19 protein-coding genes are annotated in these 19,126 nt (G+C 39.3%); 13 read left to right on the top strand and 6 right to left on the bottom strand.

Annotated features, from left to right (window positions below; translation table 11 throughout):
- Nucleotides 1-142: 142 nt before the first annotated feature.
- The 4 genes from NY014_RS03540 to hrpB all read left to right on the top strand — a co-directional run bounded on the left by NY014_RS03540 (nt 143) and on the right by hrpB (nt 5,745).
- Entirely contained in the window at nt 143-1,258 is a 1,116-nt protein-coding gene (locus NY014_RS03540; protein WP_259413152.1) for an MBL fold metallo-hydrolase, read from the top strand.
- Nucleotides 1,259-1,414: 156 nt separating this feature from the next.
- A complete protein-coding gene (locus NY014_RS03545) occupies nt 1,415-2,563 on the top strand; it encodes a Gfo/Idh/MocA family protein (protein ID WP_259413153.1) in 1,149 nt (382 codons plus the stop codon).
- A gap of 113 nt (nt 2,564-2,676) precedes the next feature.
- Nucleotides 2,677-3,192, top strand: coding sequence for a DUF2911 domain-containing protein (locus NY014_RS03550; protein ID WP_259413154.1), 516 nt, complete (start codon nt 2,677-2,679; stop codon nt 3,190-3,192).
- Nucleotides 3,193-3,255: 63 nt separating this feature from the next.
- Nucleotides 3,256-5,745 (top strand): ATP-dependent helicase HrpB, encoded by a 2,490-nt coding sequence (gene hrpB, locus NY014_RS03555; RefSeq protein ID WP_259413155.1) that lies wholly within the window; start codon nt 3,256-3,258, stop codon nt 5,743-5,745.
- On the opposite strand, the gene NY014_RS03560 is transcribed toward hrpB, so the two are convergent.
- Together NY014_RS03560 and NY014_RS03565 are read right to left on the bottom strand one after the other, a co-directional pair.
- Entirely contained in the window at nt 5,742-6,365 is a 624-nt protein-coding gene (locus NY014_RS03560; protein WP_259413156.1) for a hypothetical protein, read from the bottom strand. The two genes, hrpB and NY014_RS03560, sit on opposite strands and share 4 nt — an antisense overlap.
- Nucleotides 6,366-6,406: 41 nt before the next feature.
- Entirely contained in the window at nt 6,407-6,928 is a 522-nt protein-coding gene (locus NY014_RS03565; RefSeq protein WP_259413157.1) for a HEAT repeat domain-containing protein, read from the bottom strand.
- Between the two features lie 47 nt (nt 6,929-6,975).
- Here NY014_RS03565 and NY014_RS03570 point away from each other — a divergent pair, with 47 nt between their 5' ends.
- Nucleotides 6,976-7,680, top strand: a complete 705-nt coding sequence (locus NY014_RS03570; protein ID WP_259413158.1) for a hypothetical protein — start codon at nt 6,976-6,978, stop codon at nt 7,678-7,680.
- Nucleotides 7,681-7,734: 54 nt separating this feature from the next.
- Here the strand turns inward: NY014_RS03570 and NY014_RS03575 are convergent, their stop codons facing one another.
- From NY014_RS03575 to NY014_RS03585, 3 genes are all read right to left on the bottom strand, one after another.
- Entirely contained in the window at nt 7,735-8,124 is a 390-nt protein-coding gene (locus NY014_RS03575; protein WP_259413159.1) for a TM2 domain-containing protein, read from the bottom strand.
- Nucleotides 8,117-8,422: a DUF2752 domain-containing protein gene (locus tag NY014_RS03580; RefSeq protein ID WP_135070841.1), complete on the bottom strand. Its 306-nt coding sequence runs from the start codon at nt 8,420-8,422 to the stop codon at nt 8,117-8,119. Before NY014_RS03580 ends, NY014_RS03575 begins: the two co-directional genes overlap by 8 nt.
- Nucleotides 8,423-8,531: 109 nt before the next feature.
- Entirely contained in the window at nt 8,532-9,614 is a 1,083-nt protein-coding gene (locus NY014_RS03585) for an oxygenase MpaB family protein (protein ID WP_259413160.1), read from the bottom strand.
- 49 nt (nt 9,615-9,663) lie between these two features.
- Between NY014_RS03585 and NY014_RS03590 the strand changes: the two genes are divergently transcribed.
- On the top strand, nt 9,664-10,563 hold the full coding sequence (locus tag NY014_RS03590) for a TolB family protein (RefSeq protein ID WP_259413161.1): 900 nt from the start codon (nt 9,664-9,666) through the stop codon (nt 10,561-10,563).
- 6 nt (nt 10,564-10,569) lie between these two features.
- Nucleotides 10,570-11,487, top strand: coding sequence for an SMP-30/gluconolactonase/LRE family protein (locus tag NY014_RS03595; RefSeq protein ID WP_259413162.1), 918 nt, complete (start codon nt 10,570-10,572; stop codon nt 11,485-11,487).
- Nucleotides 11,488-11,542: 55 nt separating this feature from the next.
- On the opposite strand, the gene NY014_RS03600 is transcribed toward NY014_RS03595, so the two are convergent.
- The gene (locus NY014_RS03600; protein WP_259413163.1) at nt 11,543-12,253 is read right to left on the bottom strand and encodes a DsbA family oxidoreductase; all 711 of its coding nucleotides are present in this window, start codon (nt 12,251-12,253) and stop codon (nt 11,543-11,545) included.
- Between the two features lie 223 nt (nt 12,254-12,476).
- On the opposite strand from NY014_RS03600, the gene NY014_RS03605 reads away from it, so the two are divergent.
- The 6 genes from NY014_RS03605 to NY014_RS03630 all read left to right on the top strand — a co-directional run bounded on the left by NY014_RS03605 (nt 12,477) and on the right by NY014_RS03630 (nt 19,108).
- Nucleotides 12,477-13,730 carry an aminotransferase class V-fold PLP-dependent enzyme gene (locus tag NY014_RS03605; RefSeq protein WP_259413164.1) on the top strand — a complete coding sequence of 418 codons (1,254 nt, stop codon included), beginning with the start codon at nt 12,477-12,479 and terminating at the stop codon, nt 13,728-13,730.
- 373 nt (nt 13,731-14,103) lie between these two features.
- Nucleotides 14,104-14,787 (top strand): GNAT family N-acetyltransferase, encoded by a 684-nt coding sequence (locus NY014_RS03610; protein ID WP_135070859.1) that lies wholly within the window; start codon nt 14,104-14,106, stop codon nt 14,785-14,787.
- Nucleotides 14,788-14,804: 17 nt separating this feature from the next.
- A complete protein-coding gene (locus NY014_RS03615; RefSeq protein ID WP_259413165.1) occupies nt 14,805-15,995 on the top strand; it encodes an argininosuccinate synthase in 1,191 nt (396 codons plus the stop codon).
- The gene (argC, locus tag NY014_RS03620; RefSeq protein WP_259413166.1) at nt 15,988-16,956 is read left to right on the top strand and encodes an N-acetyl-gamma-glutamyl-phosphate reductase; all 969 of its coding nucleotides are present in this window, start codon (nt 15,988-15,990) and stop codon (nt 16,954-16,956) included. Before NY014_RS03615 ends, argC begins: the two co-directional genes overlap by 8 nt.
- Nucleotides 16,957-17,017: 61 nt before the next feature.
- Nucleotides 17,018-18,148, top strand: coding sequence for an aspartate aminotransferase family protein (locus NY014_RS03625; RefSeq protein WP_259413167.1), 1,131 nt, complete (start codon nt 17,018-17,020; stop codon nt 18,146-18,148).
- Nucleotides 18,149-18,163: 15 nt separating this feature from the next.
- Nucleotides 18,164-19,108 (top strand): Rossmann-fold NAD(P)-binding domain-containing protein, encoded by a 945-nt coding sequence (locus NY014_RS03630; protein WP_259413168.1) that lies wholly within the window; start codon nt 18,164-18,166, stop codon nt 19,106-19,108.
- The last annotated feature ends 18 nt before the right edge of the window (nt 19,109-19,126 follow it).

Below are 19,126 nucleotides of genomic sequence, written 5' to 3' on the forward strand. Positions count from 1 at the left end.
CATGAAATTCCTAGGAAGTGAAAGCTTAATTTTGTTCTTCCATTCATTTATTGCTTAAAAAATCTCGTTGAAGGGATTTATTTAATGAGAATATTGTTTGAACCTATATTTCGAAAATTCACATCTCTAAACACTTTCTAAAGTGATTCGGTATCTTCTGCTTATCCCTTTGGGGATTATCGTTTTTCTCATAATATCAGTTGGATTATTTGTAAATCTCAGTCCTCAATTCGGAAGTAATCCCAGTGAAGAGCAGCGAATAGAATTCGAAAAACTCCCACATTATTCTGAAGGGAAATTTCAAAATTTGATACCGACGGAAATGAGTATGGATTTCGGAAAAAGCCTTAGGTTATTGCCGGAATTCTTCAAAAATGATCCATCTCGACAGCCAGATTTTGAATTACCCATTGAAAAGGTTAACTCTATACAACTAGCTGAACCTTCAACGAATAATTTGATTTGGTTTGGCCATTCTGCTTTTTTAATTCAATTAGACGGAAAAAATATCCTGCTCGATCCTATGTTTGGAGATGTCCCTGCTCCACATCCTTGGCTAGGAAATAAGCGCTTTTTTGATGAATTGCCAATAGAAATTGAGCAGCTTCCAAACATTGATATGGTCTTATTTTCACATGATCACTATGACCATTTGGATTATGAATCTGTTATGCGATTAAAATCCAAGACAAAGATGTTTTTGGTTCCCTTGGGAGTTGGCGCCCATTTAGAATCCTGGGGAATTCCAAAAGAAAATATTCAGGAATTGGATTGGTGGGATGAAAGGAGTTTGAATGGAATTCAATTAGCCTTTGCTCCGAGCAGGCATTTTTCTGGCCGTGGATTATCCAATCGGTTTAGCACCTTGTGGGGTTCTTGGGTGATTAAAGGACAAAACGATAGCATCTATTTCAGTGGTGATGGAGGATATGGACCACACTTCAAAGAAATTGGAGAAAAATATGGTCCTTTTGATTTGGCTCTACTCGAATGCGGGCAGTACAATGAAAACTGGAAAGAAATACATATGGTGCCTGAAGAAACCGCTCAAGCAGGCTTGGATGTAAATGCAAAACAAATAATGCCAATTCACTGGGGAGCGTTTAGTCTTGCCATGCATGGATGGACAGAACCAGTTGACAGGCTTTTAATCAAAGCAAATGAATTGGAAGTATCAGTACAAACTCCCTTGATAGGAGAAACTTTCTATCTCCGAGGAGAAGAAGTGTACAATAGGAAATGGTGGATTAGACCTTAATAATAATTCCACATTTCCTTCAACGGATTTTATTTTCCCCTTATTATCAAAAGCTATTTTCTGCCAAAGGGAAAAATGGGATTTCCAGATGCTCGATTTATAAGCATTTTTCATAATTTGAACACTCAATCAAATAATTAAAAACCTACATAACCTATGTCTAAGAAAATCAATGCTGCTATAGTGGGTACAGGCTTTATTGGCCCGGCTCATTTAGAAGCACTTCGAAGAATCCCAAATATTGAGGTAATAGGACTCGTGGAAGTCACTCAAGAGCTTGCAGACGAAAAAGCCAAGCTACTTGGAATTCCGAAGGCCTATACCTTTGATGAAATGTTAAAAGATTCGGAAGTCGATGTAGTACATATCTGTACACCGAACTTTTTGCATTATCCCCAAACCAAAGCCGCTTTAGAAGCTGGAAAGCATGCGATTTGTGAAAAACCACTTGCTGTAAAAATCGAAGAAGCTGAAGAGTTGGTTGCGATTGCAAAAGAAAAAGGATTGGTAAATGCGGTCCACTTCAACCTTCGCTATTACCCAATGATTCGCCAAATCAAAACCATGCGTGAAAAAGGTGAATTGGGAGATGTTTACAATGTAATGGGTTCCTATTTACAGGATTGGTTGTTTTTGAAGACTGACTACAACTGGCGCTTAGAGCCTGATAAATCAGGGGATTCAAGAGCAATAGCTGATATTGGATCTCACCTTTTGGATATAATTGAATATACCACGGGATTGAAAATTACCGAGGTTATGGCGGATTTCTCAACTGTTCACAAAACTCGCTTGAAGCCATTGAAAGCCATTGAAACCTACTCTGGCAAAATGCTTACCATGGACGATTATGAGGAAGTTCCAATCAATACAGAGGATCATGCAACTGTGATGCTTCGATTTGATAATGGGGCAAAAGGTTCTATCACCGTTTCACAAGTGAATGCCGGTCGAAAAAATCGATTAAACATTGAAATAGCAGGATCCAAGTGCAATTATGAATTCAATTCAGAAAGACCCAATGAATTGTGGATTGGAAAGCGGGAAACTGCTAACGGGCAATTGATGAAGGACCCTTCCCTTTTCCATGCCGAGGCTTCTGCATTAATCAGTTTCCCAGGCGGTCATAATGAAGGCTTCCCTGATACTTCCAAGCAAATGTTTAAAGAAGTTTACGCAGCAGTAAAAGAAGGTAAGCAACCTGAAAAGCCAAGCTTCCCAACATTTGCAGATGGTCTTCGGGAACTGATTATCGGTGAGCGAATTATTGAAAGTAATAAGAAACAAGCCTGGGTTAAGGTTTAAAAATCAAGAAGCGGGAAGTGAAGTTTATTTACTTTCCGCTAACCTTTTGAAGCTAAATCCAGTTTTTAGAATTAATTGAAATTATATACCCTTTAACCTCCTTAAAAAACATCATGATGAAATTTAAAAATCTTCTTTTTGCTGCAATCTCATTTGGCGCATTTGTGTTTTCAGCTACAGCTCAAGAAAAGGCAAGTCCAGCTAGAACTGCTGAAGGATCTGTCGGTGGAGCAAATATCACAATCAATTACTCCTCTCCTGCTGTAAAAGGCAGAATGATATGGGGAGATCTAGTACCTCTTGGTGAGGTATGGAGAGCTGGTGCCAATGAAGCAACCACCTTCACCACCGATAAGGACATTATGATTGAAGGTCAGAAACTTCCTGCAGGAACCTATTCCTTCTTTATTATTCCAGGTGAATATGAATCAACTTTCATTTTCAACACAGAAGCTAAGCAGTGGGGAGCATTTAACTATGATTCCTCAAAAGATGCGCTTCGTGTGAACGTACCCTCACAACAAACTTCTACCATGGAGGAGCGCTTGGTATATGAAGTAAAGGCGGATCGATTTGAGATTCGTTGGGAATACGGAAAAGCTGAGGCGAAAATCGCTTCAGCACAATAATTTTAAAACCACTTGAATGAAAGCCATCGGGAATCCTGATGGCTTTTTTAATTTTGTGCCTAGATGAGCACTTTTGATCCCCAGGCTTTTGACCTTCCCGTAGCTGAAATAATTCCTACGGTCCAAGAATCCCTTTCTAAATCCAATTCCTTAATCATTCAGGCACCTCCTGGAGCTGGAAAAAGTACTTTATTGCCTTTAGCCCTTCTGAATGAGCCATGGCTAAATGGTAAAAAAATCATCCTTCTAGAACCTAGACGTCTAGCTACCAAAAGTATTGCTCAGCGAATGGCTTTTATGCTTGGTGAGAATTTAGGTGAAAAGGTGGGATATCGGATCCGATTTGAATCTGCCATTTCCGAGAAAACAAGGCTGGAGGTGATTACAGAAGGAATTCTCACTCGAATGCTCCAAAACGATAATGCTTTGGAGGATGTTGGCTTAATTATTTTTGATGAGTTTCATGAAAGAAATCTTTTTTCAGAAGTGGCATTGGCTCTTTCTAGAGAAGTCCAAGAAATCTTGCGCCCAGATTTAAGGATCCTGATTATGTCCGCGACTTTGGATGCACAGAAGCTTTCTGAAATGCTTGGTGCAAATGTGATTCAAAGTCAAGGAAAACAATATCCTGTAGAGATTCACTATTTACAGGAAGTTGATGAATACGCAATTGGAGAGGATACTGCGAGGCAAGTTATTCCATTAACCAAACAGCATGAGGGGGACTTTTTGGTTTTTCTACCCGGACAAAATGAAATCAAGAAAGCTGCAGAAATTCTAAAAGGAGCTTTGCCCGAGGATATCGTTGTTCCTCTTTACGGTCAACTTTCTCCATCCGAACAGCAGCGGGCCATTTTACCGCATCCTTCAGGTAAGAGAAAAATTGTGTTTTCCACAGATATTGCTGAGACTTCATTTACTATTGAAGGAGTCAGAGTAGTGGTTGATTCTGGGTTTGCTAAATCAAATCGATTCGATCCAAGGTCAGGTTTATCTCGTTTGGTTTTACACCGAATCAGTAAAGATTCTGCTGATCAGCGAAGTGGGCGGGCAGGAAGATTGACCGCTGGTCATTCCTATCGGCTTTGGACCAAAGGCACTCAGTCTCAATTATTAGATTTTAGAACTCCAGAGATTTTGGAGGCTGATTTGACATCATTGGTTTTGGACATGAAAGTCTGGGGAAAAGAAAATATCCAGGAAATGGTTTGGTTAACTCCTCCTCCATCTGGAACCTTAGCTTTTTCTGAAAAATCATTGGAAGACTTAGGGGCTTTGGATAATGGAATACTGACCGAGCATGGTAAAGAAATTCACCAATTACCGCTTCATCCTAGGATTGCCCATATGCTGCTTTTCGCTAAAAAAGAAGGTCAATTGCCCTTAGCGACAGACATTGCTGCAATTTTGGAGGAGCGAGATCCTTTGCCACAGAATTCAGGGGTAGATATTAATCTCCGGATCGAAGCACTTCGAAAATATAGAGATCGAGGAGTAAGCATTGCTCGCATCAAAAAGATCGAAAAAGTAGCCGATCAATACCGAAAAATGTTTGGGATAAAAGCAGAAAATCAAATAGTTGACCCTTGGCAAACGGGTTTACTTTTGGCTTTTGCCTACCCAGAACGAATAGCGGCAGCTCGCCCGGGAAACAATGCTCAATTCCAATTGTCAAATGGAAAAATTGCTCAAATCAGCCATCGGGATGATTTGGCACATGAGTCTTGGCTAGCTGTGGCACATGTGGATGCTCGTGAAGGAATGGGGAAAATTTGGCTAGCTGCTCCCTTGAATCCAAAAGACTTAGCTCCTCTTCTAAAGATCAAAGAAGTTTTGACTTGGGATAGGAAAAAAGGAGGCTTGATTGCCCATTCAGAAGTTCGAATTGGTGCTATAATTTTGGGTACAAGACCATTGAAGACCATTCCCAAGGATTTGGCAATACAAGCTGTTATAGATGCCATTGTGGATGAGGGTGAGTTTTTATTGGATTGGAATGAGGAGGTAATTCAACTGCTCTATCGCGTCCAATCACTTAGGTTTTGGAATTCAGATCAAAATTGGCCTGAATGGTCAGTGATGAATTTATGTAGAAATGCTGAAGAATGGTTGGAGCCGTATTTGGAATCCGTTTCTAAAAATGAGGATTTGAAAAAATTAAACCTTGTTCAAATTTTAACACACAGCTTGGATTTCGAGCATCAGCAAATGTTAATTGAATTAGCTCCTGAACGAATTGAAGTTCCTTCAGGAAGTAAAATCAAAATTCAATATAGGTCAGATGGTGAGGCCCCAATCCTATCCGTAAGACTTCAAGAACTCTTTGGATTGACAGATACTCCGAGGATAAATCAAGGAAAAACTCCTGTATTAATTGAAATGCTTTCTCCGGGTTTTAAGCCCGTCCAAGTCACACAGGATTTAAAAAGTTTCTGGACTAACGGTTACTTCGAAGTCAAAAAGGAATTGAAAAGACGATACCCCAAGCACTATTGGCCAGATAATCCATTAGAATCAGAAGCTGTACGTGGCGTTAAGAAAAAGAAAAATTAATCTGGGAGATTATCGAGGTAATGCAGCAGGTGTAAGAATGAGGCAATTGTAAAAGGTGTCATTCCTTGTTTTTTGATTTCATCTAAATAGATTTTTCGTAATACAGGATAGTCTTCCGGGTTGTACAATTTGGCTAGCGTAATTCCCCTGAATGCATAGTAAACGAAATTTTGTGTGCTAAAAGCTCGTTCTTTTCGATCTGCAAAAGCTTTTTCGAGAGTGGTCGGATTAATCATTTGATCCATCCAATGGAATCCATGGGATACAAAAAACTTCTCTGCAGCCATAATCGCATCCGCAAGCTGCGAATCATTTTCAAGGACAAATCGAGCAGGAATACCCTTCCCGATTTTATTTGCTTTTTGAATCAATGTAATGGACCGCTGAGCATAATCACTTAAGGTGGGTAAAAATTGATGGATGATTTCTTCAACTCGATCAATTCGTACCCCCAAATTGTACTCCAGATAACTTGCTTCTGGATATTCGCTGTAATGGATGAATATTACTTGTTTGCCTTGAGGAAAATTCTTGAAAAACATGAGGTGGCTAGGATGAAAATCGAATCCAAATTCGCCCAAAAACTGGCTATGAAGCTCTATGACATCTAACTCCCTCATACTTTTATTAAACTCCATTACAAACCAAATGTTGTAGGCGTTTAAGAAAATAATTCTTTCATTTCTAGCAACATAGGCTCTACTTCCTTTCTTTTAAGTTCGAGACTGTCAGCATCTTCTGGATTATTCAAATAGTGATTCCAATGCTTTTCTGCTTTTCGGATGGTTCGGGGAGAAATTTCAAATTCTACCTGATCTAAATAATCCTTAGCTAATGTTGATGCCTTGAAATTGCCAAATAGGTAAACTCTAAAAACATCCACAAATCGCTGACTGAGGTCAAACTCTTCCAAAATCTGCACAAAGGCCCCCTGCTTTAATTTATTTTTCCGATCGTAGATGACTTTGAAAATTGCATCCAATGACTCCTCATTCCAAGGAGTTTTGGAGAGAGCTCGGCAAGCTAAATAGGCCTTTTCCCAATCCTCATCAGCTACCAATTCAATTAAGCGGTCTTTTACCTTTTCATCTGCTTTTTGTCCCAATTTATCCGCAAAATAGTAGGCCTCTGATTCTTCAGGATCTAGCATTTTTTGGAAAAGCTTTTCGATTTCCTCCTCCATTTTTTTGTTTTTATTTGCAAATATAGCCGATCACATTGAGTCCTTCCATGAAAATCCCCAATTACCAAGTTATCCGATTTGACCAATGGTCAAAGATTCGGAAAAAAGCTATGGAAATGGGCTTAGACATTGATTATAGCCCGACAAAACATCAGGTTGAAATTACTTTTCAGCACAATTGGCTGGCAAAGATTTTTCTTCCTTGGGATTATTTGTGGACAGATAATTCACTTCAAAAAATAGATGATTTTCATTTAGCACTTGTGTCCATTAAGGCCGGTCAAGCTTTTACTGGATATTTCCATAATGGTCATCTGATTGATCACAAAGTTTTTCGGGCATATATGGTGCGACAAAAACAAGGGAAATCCCAAATCAAACATCTGAAAACAAAAGGAAAATCACGAGCAGGCTCGAGAATTCGACTAGCAGAAACCGAACGATTTTTTATTGAGATCAATGAGCGGTTAAACTTTTATGCAGATCAATATCCCATTACTAGATGGGGGATTTCATGTGGTAAAACCTTATGGCCCTTTTTCTTTGATGCTGAAACCCCTCCTCCATTTTCCTCCAAGCAGACAAATTTTATATCTATTCCCTTTCATTATCAGCAAGCTTCCTTTGAGGAGTTAGAGAATAGTTATCATTCATTGACCCAGTTTCATCTTTTGCTTTCAGAAAAAGGAAAAGAATACTTTGAAGAAGGACCGGAAGAAAGTGAAGAGGCTTTTGATGATGACAATTGGTAAATAAAAAAACTCCAGGTTTCTGGAGTTTTTCGGTTAGTGGTTTAAGAACTTTTATCAAGCGTTAGAGCTATCGCTAGCCTCGTTGACTGAAGGGAATTGATTGGATAGCATCGCAAGTGTTTCATGAGCCATTTTTATGTTATACTCATAAGCCAGGCTTTTATAATTCACCAAGTCTACAATGGTACCGATGAAACAAAGTCCGACAGTAAGGATATACAAAATACCCAAGCCAATCTGACCAAGTATAAATCGGTGAAGTCCGGCAAATCCAAAGAATCCTAATAAAGTAAGAATTAGAATCATCTGAGCATCTTTTCTTCTAGCCCGGTAAACTTGGGCAAAGAGGGACGCTTGCTCATCGTCCATGTTTTTCATCAAGCCCTGAATGTAGCCTAATTCCATTCCTTCTAGTTCGGGCAAGTGTCTCAATACATTAGCCATAATTGTGTGTTGCTTTAAGGTTGTTAATTAAATTCCAAATTCGAGAAAGAATCACCACATACGCCAAAGAAGCCAGAGGGTGCATGTCCCAGGAAGCTTGAAACTCCCCTCTTGCGAGTAAGTTCATGGATCTTCCCAATCCACAGCCCGGACACCAATCGAATCCTAGATTTTCCAAAGGGCAAAGCGTAAAGTGTTGTGCTCCCCAAGGGTCAATCGTGAGAATCGCTAGGATGCTCCCAATCCAAAAGACAAGTTCCAACGGAATCTTTTTAAGTCTATGGATGATTGCTTTCATGTCTTGGAATTATACGAAAAGGATGCCAGCACCTAAATTGCTGTTTTTTGACCACTTTTAACCAATTTTTCTAAAAATATGCTAAATAAACGAACAAAAAACTGTCCGATTATGAACGCTCAAGGACAGGGATTTGCAATTGTATCAGTTTTCCAAACTGCTCTTTTTGCTGAGTTTCCATCATGGATCGGATTTTTTGGTAGGTCTTTTTGGAACCATAATTTTTCCAACCCGAGAATTTGAAAATCAAATCTACCAAGGAGCCAGGTAAATTTATTTCAGAGGAAATCCCTAATACTTGAGAAGCTTCTTTTCCCAAGAAAAAGCTAAATAAAGAATCGACTTGATTTCTGACGATTTGATCAGGAATGTTATGCTTATAATATTCAGCAAGAGCAGAAATCAATCTTTTTCCTGCCTTGGTTGATTTCATGTGCCTTTTCCTGATTAATCGATCCAATTCAAATGCTTCCTTGGGTGATTCTGGCCAAAATTTAACATCTACTCCTAATAGAGCTCCAAGCCATTTCCAATAAGACAAAACCAACTGGAAAGTTTCTGACTCTATTGAATAGCCCATCTTGGTCAAACCTCGAAGTACAATCATGCTAAAGGCAAGGTTTGTTCCCAGCATATCTTCTTGATTGATAGGAGCACCATATTCCACTTTCCAATCAGTTGCATAATGGGAAATAAAATAGCGACTGTATGCATGAATTAATCTGACTTTGGCGCAAGTCAAATAAGGACTTTGGTCCTTGTAAAACCCTCCAGGTTTGAAAAGCTCCATCACAAAATATCCCGTTTCTGCCAGTCGAATGCCTATCTCATCAACTATTCGCTTGGAGCGAACCAAAACCTGCGCTCCATCGCCAAATGCATAACAATATGGCAGGGAATAAAAGCCAAGAAGTCCTAAATAAATATCTCCCGTTTGACTAAAAAATTCTTGTCCCTTTTTTAATAAATCAGGATCTGCTAGTTCAGCTGCTTCTTGGAAAAAGAAAAAATATTCTCGTAAAACCTTTGGGAAATGACTTGGAAGTGGATCTGGGATTTGATTCCATCCATTGATTTCCCGAGCTAAATCAGGACTTTCAATCAAAGAGATGACAGCCAAATCTGCCAAGGGATCTTGCCTAGTTCGCAGCTGATCCATTTCTTCCTGATTGTAAAGCTTCAATTTTTCCACAGCATTCTAACCTTGATTTTGTAATTTGGTTCTGAAATTCATTTCATCTATGCGAAAATTTGTTTTCCTAGCTAGCTTATTTCTTTCTATCAGCTTTACCAGTTCTTTTGCCCAAAATGCCTTTGACCTTGTAGTAGTAAAGACTGAAGGAAAAGGAAAAAATCTAAAAATCGTTTCTGGTTCGGAAAAACTTCTGACGGACAGAAATGCCTATGATAATCAACCAAGTTTTATCAATGAATATCAGTTGGTATTTTCAGCAGCTGATGAAGATGGAAATCATGACATCATCGTCTACAATTTTGAAAGTGACAAATTCACTAATCTGACAAAAACAGCTGATCGAAGTGAGTTTTCCCCTTCCATTACTGAATGCGGTCAGTACATTGCCTCCGTGGTGATGGAGGCAGATGGAACGCAGCGAATCTGGCTCTACCCTACCAATTTTGGAGAACCTGAATTATTGTATGACGACATCCAACCGGTAGGATACTATGATTGGTATGACAACAAAGCGGCTATGTTCATTCTTGGCGAGCCCAATCAGCTTGTTTACGCCCAATCACGGGGTAATATTTTGACTTTGGATGAAAATATCGGTAGGTCTATCAAACGAAGACCCAAAACTGATCAAATCACCTACCTTTCTCTTGATAATCCCCAAGAATTATCAGAAGGATCTGCACTTGAGTTGCAGGCCTATGACATGAAGGAGAAAAACAAATCCTCACTAGGAAAGTCTCTTCCAGGCTCAGGAGACTTTATTTGGTTGGATAAAAACACCATTTTGATGGGGAGAGGTAATCAGATTTTTTCTCGGAAATGGAATGATAATATTTGGAATAAAATCGGAGAAATATCAATTGATTCCCACCAAAATATAAGTAGGATGGCATATAGTCCAGATTTAGATGTTTTGGTCGTAGTAATGGAAAGAATTAATCAATAATACAGAATGAAAAAATATCAGATTTCCCTACTTGGATTAGTAGGCTTACTTATGACTACCCAGCTTATGGCTCAGATTGAAGACAAAAAAGGAATAATTGAAAAAGGTGCTGAATTGGTAAAGGTGAAGGATGGCTTTTCTTTCACAGAAGGTCCTGCCGTTAGCCGAGTAGGTGATGTCTACTTTACTGACCAACCAAATAATCGGATTTTACATTGGAATGCCATTTCCGGGGAAGTATCGGTTTTCAAAGAAAATGCTGGCAGATCTAATGGCATGTACTTCAAATTAGATGGTACCTTGATCTCCTGTGCTGATGAGGAGAATCAATTGTGGGCGATCGATTCGAAAGGAAATGAAACGGTTTTAGTAAAGAATTTTCGAGGTAAAAAACTAAACGGTCCAAATGATGTTTGGGTCAGACCAAAAGGTGGCATGTACTTCACGGATCCATTGTATGTCCGCCCTTATTGGGAAGGAATTAGAGGAAATGAATTGGAACAAGATGGAGAACATGTGTATTTCCTTTCAGAAGATGGATCAGAATTTTTCAGAGTAGCTGAAGACCTGGTAAAACCCAATGGAATCATCGGAACTCCTGATGGGAAATATCTTTATGTGGCAGACATCGGAGACAGCAAAACTTACAGATATGAAATTCGGGAAGATGGATATTTGATCAATAAAGAGCTTTTCTGTGAAATGGGCTCTGATGGGATGACCATTGATAACCGTGGCAATATTTATCTAACCGGCGACGGAGTGACCGTATTTAGCCCGAAGGGTGAGAAAATCGCCCATATTCCTGTCCCGGCAAAGTGGACTGCGAATGTGACCTTTGCCGCTTTGGATCGAAAAACATTGTTCATCACAGCAATGGATGCTGTGTATACAATTAAGATGAAAGTTAGGGGCGTTTGGTAAAATTAATATTGAATACCTACCAAAGAAGAAGCTCCATTTTCTGGAGCTTTTTCTTTTAGCAATTCTCTTGGTCTATATCACAGGAATTACCAGATTCATTACTTTGAATAGTTATTGAGGATTTATCTATTGAATATTCCAGCCAGGATTTTTCCAAAGTTCCTTCAAACACTTCATCGGGTTGCGCACCTGATATGGCGTATTTTCTATCAAATACAAAAAATGGAACACCTCTGACCCCGATTAATCGAGATTCGTAGATGTCCTGCTCCACTGCTTCAGAATATCTTTCACTCTTGAATAGATCATTTATTCCTTCTTTTTTGAGACCTATTTCAAGTACGAGTTTCTCTAAGATGTCAGGGTCATCTACATTCAGCCCATCAACAAAATAAGCTTTCAGCAATCGCTCCTTCATCTCTCCACCTTTACCATTTTCTTTAGCAAAATGAAGCAAGCGATGAGCTCGATGTGTATTAGCAACCACAGTGTTTTCAAAATCAAACTTTATTCCCTGCTCAAGGCCCATTTCTACCACCTGAGAGGTTATTTGTCTGACTTGTTCCATGGTCCAACCTTTTGAATTCGCTAAATGCTCTAAGCTGCTGATCCTTGGATTTGACTTTTCATCAGGATTTAGCTGAAAACTTTTCCATTCAATCTCAACCTCGTTCTTATTCGGAAATTTTTCTAATGCTCGCTCGAGTTTTCTTTTTCCAATAAAACAAAAAGGGCAAACTACATCTGACCAAATTTCGATTTTCATAGACTTTTGATTTACTTAAGGGAGAAAACCCAACACCGTCAAAAGAGTTCAATCAATTTTGAAAACGAAGGAATGCCCCTCTTGTGCCATGGAAATAGATGAAAAGGCACAAGTTTGTCCTATCTGCAAATACGAGTTTCCAAAACGCTCTCCTTGGATCACTTGGTTGGCTATTCTCTTATTAATCGTTTGGATATTAACCTATATTCTCTGACCCTGCACCATGAAAAAACGAACCTTTCTTAAATCATTGGCCGGTTTAGGCCTTGGATCCCTTGCTTCCTTTGAATCAAATGCATCTTCCTTTTCTTTGGAAAATCTGGACTTCAATGCTCCTGACCTTTGGGATCAGATTCGAAAAGGATATAAACTGAAGCCTGATTACATCAATTTAGAGAATGGCTATTACTGCTTTTTGCCGCAGGAAACGCTAGAGAAATATATAGAGCATATTCGTGAAGTCAATTACCAAGGTTCTTATTACATGCGAACTGTTCAATGGGATAATAAAGCTAAATCAGCTGCAAAACTTGCTGAATTAGTCGATGCGGATCCTGAGGAAGTCGCAATTACCAGAAATACAACTGAATCCTTGGATTTGATTATTGCTGGTTTCCCTTGGAATCGTGGTGATGAAGCTATCATGTCTAATCAAGATTATGGAAGCATGCTGACCATGTTTGAACTTGCTCACAGAAGGCATGGAGTACATTTGAAAAAGATCGATATTCCTATGCATCCGCAATCCGATGAGGAAATTGTAGCAGTCTATGAGCGGGCTATTACCAGTAAGACCCGATTAATCATGGTCCCCCATATTGTCAATATCACAGGGCATATTCTTCCTGTACGAAAAATATGCGATATGGCTCATAGTTATGGGGTTGAAGTCATGGTGGATGGAGCGCATGCAGTGGGACATTTTACTTTTTCCATGAAAGACCTGGATTGTGATTATTACGGTTCCAGCCTTCATAAATGGTTGAGTGTACCTCTTGGTGCAGGCCTTCTCTTTGTCAAAAAAGGAAAAGCAGAAAAAATCCGCCCACTTTTGGCGCCATACCAATTAGATAGGCCGGGCATATTGAATCTTAATCATACCGGAACTCATCCTGTCGCAACGGATTTAGCGGTGCTTAATGCGATTGAGTTTCAGGAAAAAATCGGAGGAAAGCGAAAAGAAGACAGGCTTCGATATGTACAAAGATATTGGTCGGATCAGGTTAGAGGTTTGAAAAATATCGACTTAAATACCCCTATCGAACCACATAGATCCTGTGCTATTGCCAACGTGGGGATCTCCAGCATGAAACCAGCTGAAATGGCTAAACGATTGATGGATGATTATAAAATCTATACAGTAGCTATTGATGGCTCTGGTGTAAGAGGTTGTCGTATTACTCCAAATATTTACACAAGCACCGATGAACTGGATCAATTTGTCTTAGCGCTAAAAGAATTGTCAGGGAACGCATAAATAGCCCCAAATTATATTTCACAAATTTTCTATTTTAAAAATATTCAGCGGTTTTGGTTGTAATATTTTCAATTGATCGGTTGGAAAGAAGAATTTTTTGAAAATTATTTTGGATAATCTTTTCGATCGTTACAACTTTACAGCCTCAAATGAAAACCCTCTTTAACATAGCGCAAACTGAAAGTCTCCACAGAGTGTCTGTTGTGGTTTCTGAGCCTATTGTTAATTTTTCTCCAATTAGGAGGCGAAGGTATTTTTTCAGGGTTTGACCCTACAGCATGCATTATTTCCCTACGTGGGAAATCCAATATTCCGCGTTCCCTTTTCTTTAATTCATTTCCCGCTGTCAAGCATTTAATTTCTCCAAAAAATTATGGAAGAAATCACCTTTAAAATTCTGGTGGCTGACGCCAGCCACAAATCCTTTTCTCAGGAAATCACTGATGAAATGGCAAACTCTGCAAAAGCTCGAGGTACAGGTATCGCTAAGCGAAGCATTGAGTACGTTGAGACCAAGATGGAGGAAGGAAAAGCAGTTATCGCTCTTACCGGAGATGGCCGATGGGCAGGATTTTGCTACATTGAAGCTTGGGGTCATGGTAAGTATGTTGCCAACTCCGGTTTGATCGTTTCACCTGAGTTTCGAAAGTATGGTTTGGCTCGAAAAATCAAACAGGAGATATTTAAACTCAGTCGAAGTAAATATCCGGATTCCAAGATTTTCGGTTTGACCACAGGTCCGGCTGTAATGAAAATCAACTCCGAGTTGGGTTATATCCCAGTTTCTTATGCTGACTTGACGGATGACAATGAATTCTGGAAAGGCTGTCAGAGCTGTGTAAATTATGAAATTTTGATGTCTAAAAACCGTCAAAACTGCCTTTGCACTGCTATGCTATATGATCCCAATGCTCCTAAAAATAAGTTGGCGGAAATGGCATTGCGGAAAGATTTTAATAAACGAATCAAATTATTTGACCGCTGGGTAAGACTTAAGAAGTATGTTTTCCTGAAGCTATCCAATTCTAAGAAATCGGTCATGAGTATATTTATCTAATCAGAAAATCCTGAAAAATGAAAAAAGTTGTTTTAGCCTATAGTGGTGGATTGGATACTACCTTTTGTGCCCTGCACCTTTCCAAAGATTTAGGCTATGAAGTTCATGCTGTAATCGTAAATACAGGTGGCTTCTCAAAAGAGGAATTAAAAACGATTGAAGCCAGAGCCAATTCTTTGGGAATCGCCTCTTTTACTATTTTGGACGTAGTTCAAACCTATTACCAAGAAGTGATCAAATACTTGATTTTTGGTAATGTGCTAAAAAATGGGACCTATCCCCTATCTGTATCTGCTGAACGAATTCTCCAAGCTAAATCGCTTGCAGATTATGCTAAATCCATTGCTGCAAAAGCAGTTGCGCATGGTTCAACTGGTGCCGGAAATGATCAGGTTCGATTTGATATGATTTTCCAGACTATCGTTCCAGATATTGAAATCATTACTCCGATTCGAGATTTGAAACTTTCCAGACAGAAAGAGATTGAATACTTGAAAAAACATGGAGTAAGCATGAACTTCGAAAAAGCAGCTTATTCCATCAATAAAGGTATATGGGGAACGTCAGTTGGAGGAAAAGAAACTTTGACTTCTTCAGATTATCTTCCGGAGGAAGCTTGGCCAACTCAAATCACTGAAAAAGAGCCTAAGGAGGTCTCTTTGACTTTTGTTCAAGGTGAATTGAAAGGTGTGAATGGAAAAAGCTTTGATAATCCTGTTGATGCTATTCAAACACTTCAGGAGTTAGCAGCGCCTTATGGAATTGGTCGAGACATCCACGTTGGTGATACGATTATTGGTATCAAAGGAAGAGTTGGATTTGAAGCAGCTGCTCCACTAATTATCATTAAAGCACACCAATTATTGGAAAAGCATACGCTTACCAAATGGCAGCTTTTCTGGAAGAATCAAATGGCTGAGTTTTATGGCAACCACTTGCATGAGGGTCATTATTTGGATCCTGTTATGCGCAATTTGGAAGCATTCTTATCCTCTACACAGGAGTTTGTGAGTGGAGATGTATTCGTTCGTTTAGAAGAAAAACGATTTACCTTATTAGGAATATCCTCTTCCCATGACTTGATGTCTTCTAAGTTTGGAAGCTATGGGGAAATGAACAAAGGATATACAGCAGAGGATGTCAAAGGCTTCACTCGAATCTTGGGTAATCAAACTGCTATTTTCCACCAAGTAAATCATCATGACTAAAATCAAAACAGCTATAATCGGTGCTGCCGGATATACAGGTGGTGAGTTGATACGTTTATTGGTTCATCACCCTAACTGTGAATTGGTTTACATCCATTCGAATAGTCAAAATGGAAAACCTGTTACTACTGTTCATCCGGATTTGATTGGTGATTGTGATCTAATTTTCACGGACAGAGTTGAAACTGAAGGATTGGATGCGGTTTTCTTAGGTTTACCGCATGGCCAAACCAAAGCTTTTTTGGAGGAACATCCCTTTCCAGAATCGACTGTAATTATTGATTTATCTACAGACTTTAGAGATGAGTCAAATAGCTTTGTCTATGGTTTACCGGAAGTAAATAAATCGAAGATTAAGTCTTCCAAGAAAATTGCCAATCCAGGTTGTTTTGCTACTGGAATTCAATTGGCTCTTCTTCCGTCAATTGCGCAAGGCTGGGTGAAGGATATTGTACATATTTCTGGAATTACAGGGAGTACAGGTGCTGGAAAAAAATTGGCAGACACCTCTCACTTCAGCTACCGAAATAATAATATTTCTGTTTACAAGCTATTTACGCATCAGCATCTCAAAGAGATCAAACAGACATTTGGACAGGTAAATGTCGGTTTTGATTCAGATCTTCTTTTCGTCCCCTACCGAGGTAATTTTACACGAGGAATCTGGATAACGGCTTATTTTCCTTTTGAAGGAAGTTTGGAGGAAGCAGAAAAAGCATACAAGGAATTTTATCAGGATTCGCCTTTCACCCATGTAACCTCCGAGAATTTGGACCTAAAACAAGCGGTTAATACCAACAAATGCTTGATTCAAATTCAAAAAGAAGCAGGTCAATTGGTTGTTTACTCAGCAATTGATAATCTTTTAAAGGGTGCTTCGGGTCAAGCAGTTCAAAACTTCAATTTAGCTTTTGGTTTAGATGAGAAAACCGGGTTGAATTTGAAAAGCATCGCTTTTTAAAGGAAATATTAAAAAAATCCATGCTGAGGTAAAAACCAAGCCTCACAAATCTTATTTGAAAATGAAACTATTTGATGTTTATCCCTTGATTCCTGTCACCATTGAAAAAGCTCAAGGCGCAAGACTATGGGATGATCAAGGTCAAGAATATTTGGATCTCTACGGGGGGCATGCTGTGATCTCAATCGGGCACACACATCCGCATTTTGTAAAGCGTATTAAAGATCAATTGGATGCTATTGCTTTTTATTCGAATTCAGTTCGAATCCCAATTCAAAAAGCTTATGCAAGCAAATTAGGGGAACTTTCGGGTCTTCCTGACTATCAATTGTTCCTTTGTAATTCCGGAGCCGAGGCCAATGAGAATGCAATCAAATTAGCTTCCTTCGCAACCGGGAAATCTGGAATGATTGCTTTTAGTGGCTCATTTCATGGAAGAACTTCAGGGGCCGTTGCATTGACTGATAATCCCAAAATTGTAGCACCCTGTAATGCTCGGGAAGATTTTCATATCCTGCCTTTCGGAGATTTAGAGGCTGTCGAAAAGGCATTCGAAAACAATTCAATTGGAGGGGTCATCATAGAAGGTATTCAGGGAGTTGGAGGAATTCAAGTTCCGGATGCTGAATTTCTTTTAGGACTATCCAAACTTTGCAAAACATATGGAGCAAAATTGATTTTGGACGAGGTTCAATCTGGTTTTGGCCGAACAGGAAAATTCTTCGCTTTCCAGTGGGCTGAGGGTTTACAACCGGATTTAATATCCATGGCAAAAGGAATGGGAAATGGATTCCCAATTGGCGGGCTCTTGATTTCGCCTGATTTTGAAGCAAGCTATGGGCTACTTGGGACTACTTTTGGAGGAAACCATCTAGCCTGCGCTGCGGGATTAGCTGTTTTGGAAGTTTTAGAATCTGAAGAGCTTCAGAAAAATGCTCAAAAGTTAGGAGATCGATTGATAGAGGAGTTAAAATCCATCCCACATATCACTGAGGTCCGAGGAAAGGGCTTAATGATAGGAATAGATCTAGACAGAGAAGCGGGATCAATCCGTTCTGAACTAGTTTCCAAATACAAAATTTTCACTGGATCAGCCTCAAAAAAAGAAACGATTCGACTACTTCCACCCTTGTCAGTTGAATGGAATCAATTAAATTCGTTTATAAGCGCTTTGAAAGCATTATTGGCCTAAACGGCTAATCATACGATGAAACAATTCACACAATTTGAATCTAGGGAATTAGGACAGGAATTAATTGATCTTGGGCTTGAGTATAAATTCAATCCACGATTGGATATCCAAAAAGGCCAAGGAAAAAGAATTGGTTGTATTTTTCTAAATCCATCACTAAGAACCCGAGTAAGTACCCAAATAGCGGCTCAAAATTTAGGGATGGAAGCCATTGTCCTCAATATGGATAAGGAAGGATGGGCCTTGGAAATGCAAGACGGTGCAATCATGAACAAAGGTACTGTAGAGCATATCAAAGATGCCGCTGGCGTCTTGGGATCTTTTTTTGATGTGTTAGCAGTACGGGCTTTTCCAACTTTGACCCAAAAGCAAGAGGATTTAAGTGATTTTGTAATCAATCAATTCATCAAGTATGCTGGAATTCCTGTAGTTAGTCTAGAGTCCGCTATTCGGCACCCACTGCAAAGTTTAGCGGATATGATTACCATGCAGGAATATCAAAAGGAAAATAGAAAGCCAAAAGTTGTTTTGACTTGGGCTCCACATATCAAAGCTATTCCTCATGCGGTTGCCAATAGCTTCGCAGAATGGTCACTTGGTATGGGTTATGATCTAACCATTACTCATCCGGAGGGATATGATTTGGATGAAAGTTTTACAAAAGGTGCTACATTAGAATACGATCAAAGTAAAGCACTGGAAGGAGCTGATTTTGTGTATGTTAAAAACTGGTCATCCTTTCAGGATTATGGTAAAATCCATAGCACAGATCCGAGTTGGATGCTCACCCAAAAGCACCTTGTAAATGCTCCTAACGCGAAGGTCATGCATTGTCTTCCTGTTAGAAGAAACTTAGAATTATCAGATGAGATTTTGGATAGTGACCGATCCTTAGTCCAGGTCCAAGCAAAAAATCGAATCTTCGCTGCTCAAGCTGTTTTGAGTAAAATTATTGAATAATCACCTAGGTCCCAGCCT

Source organism: Algoriphagus limi (assembly GCF_024919275.1).
Lineage (GTDB): Bacteria > Bacteroidota > Bacteroidia > Cytophagales > Cyclobacteriaceae > Algoriphagus > Algoriphagus limi.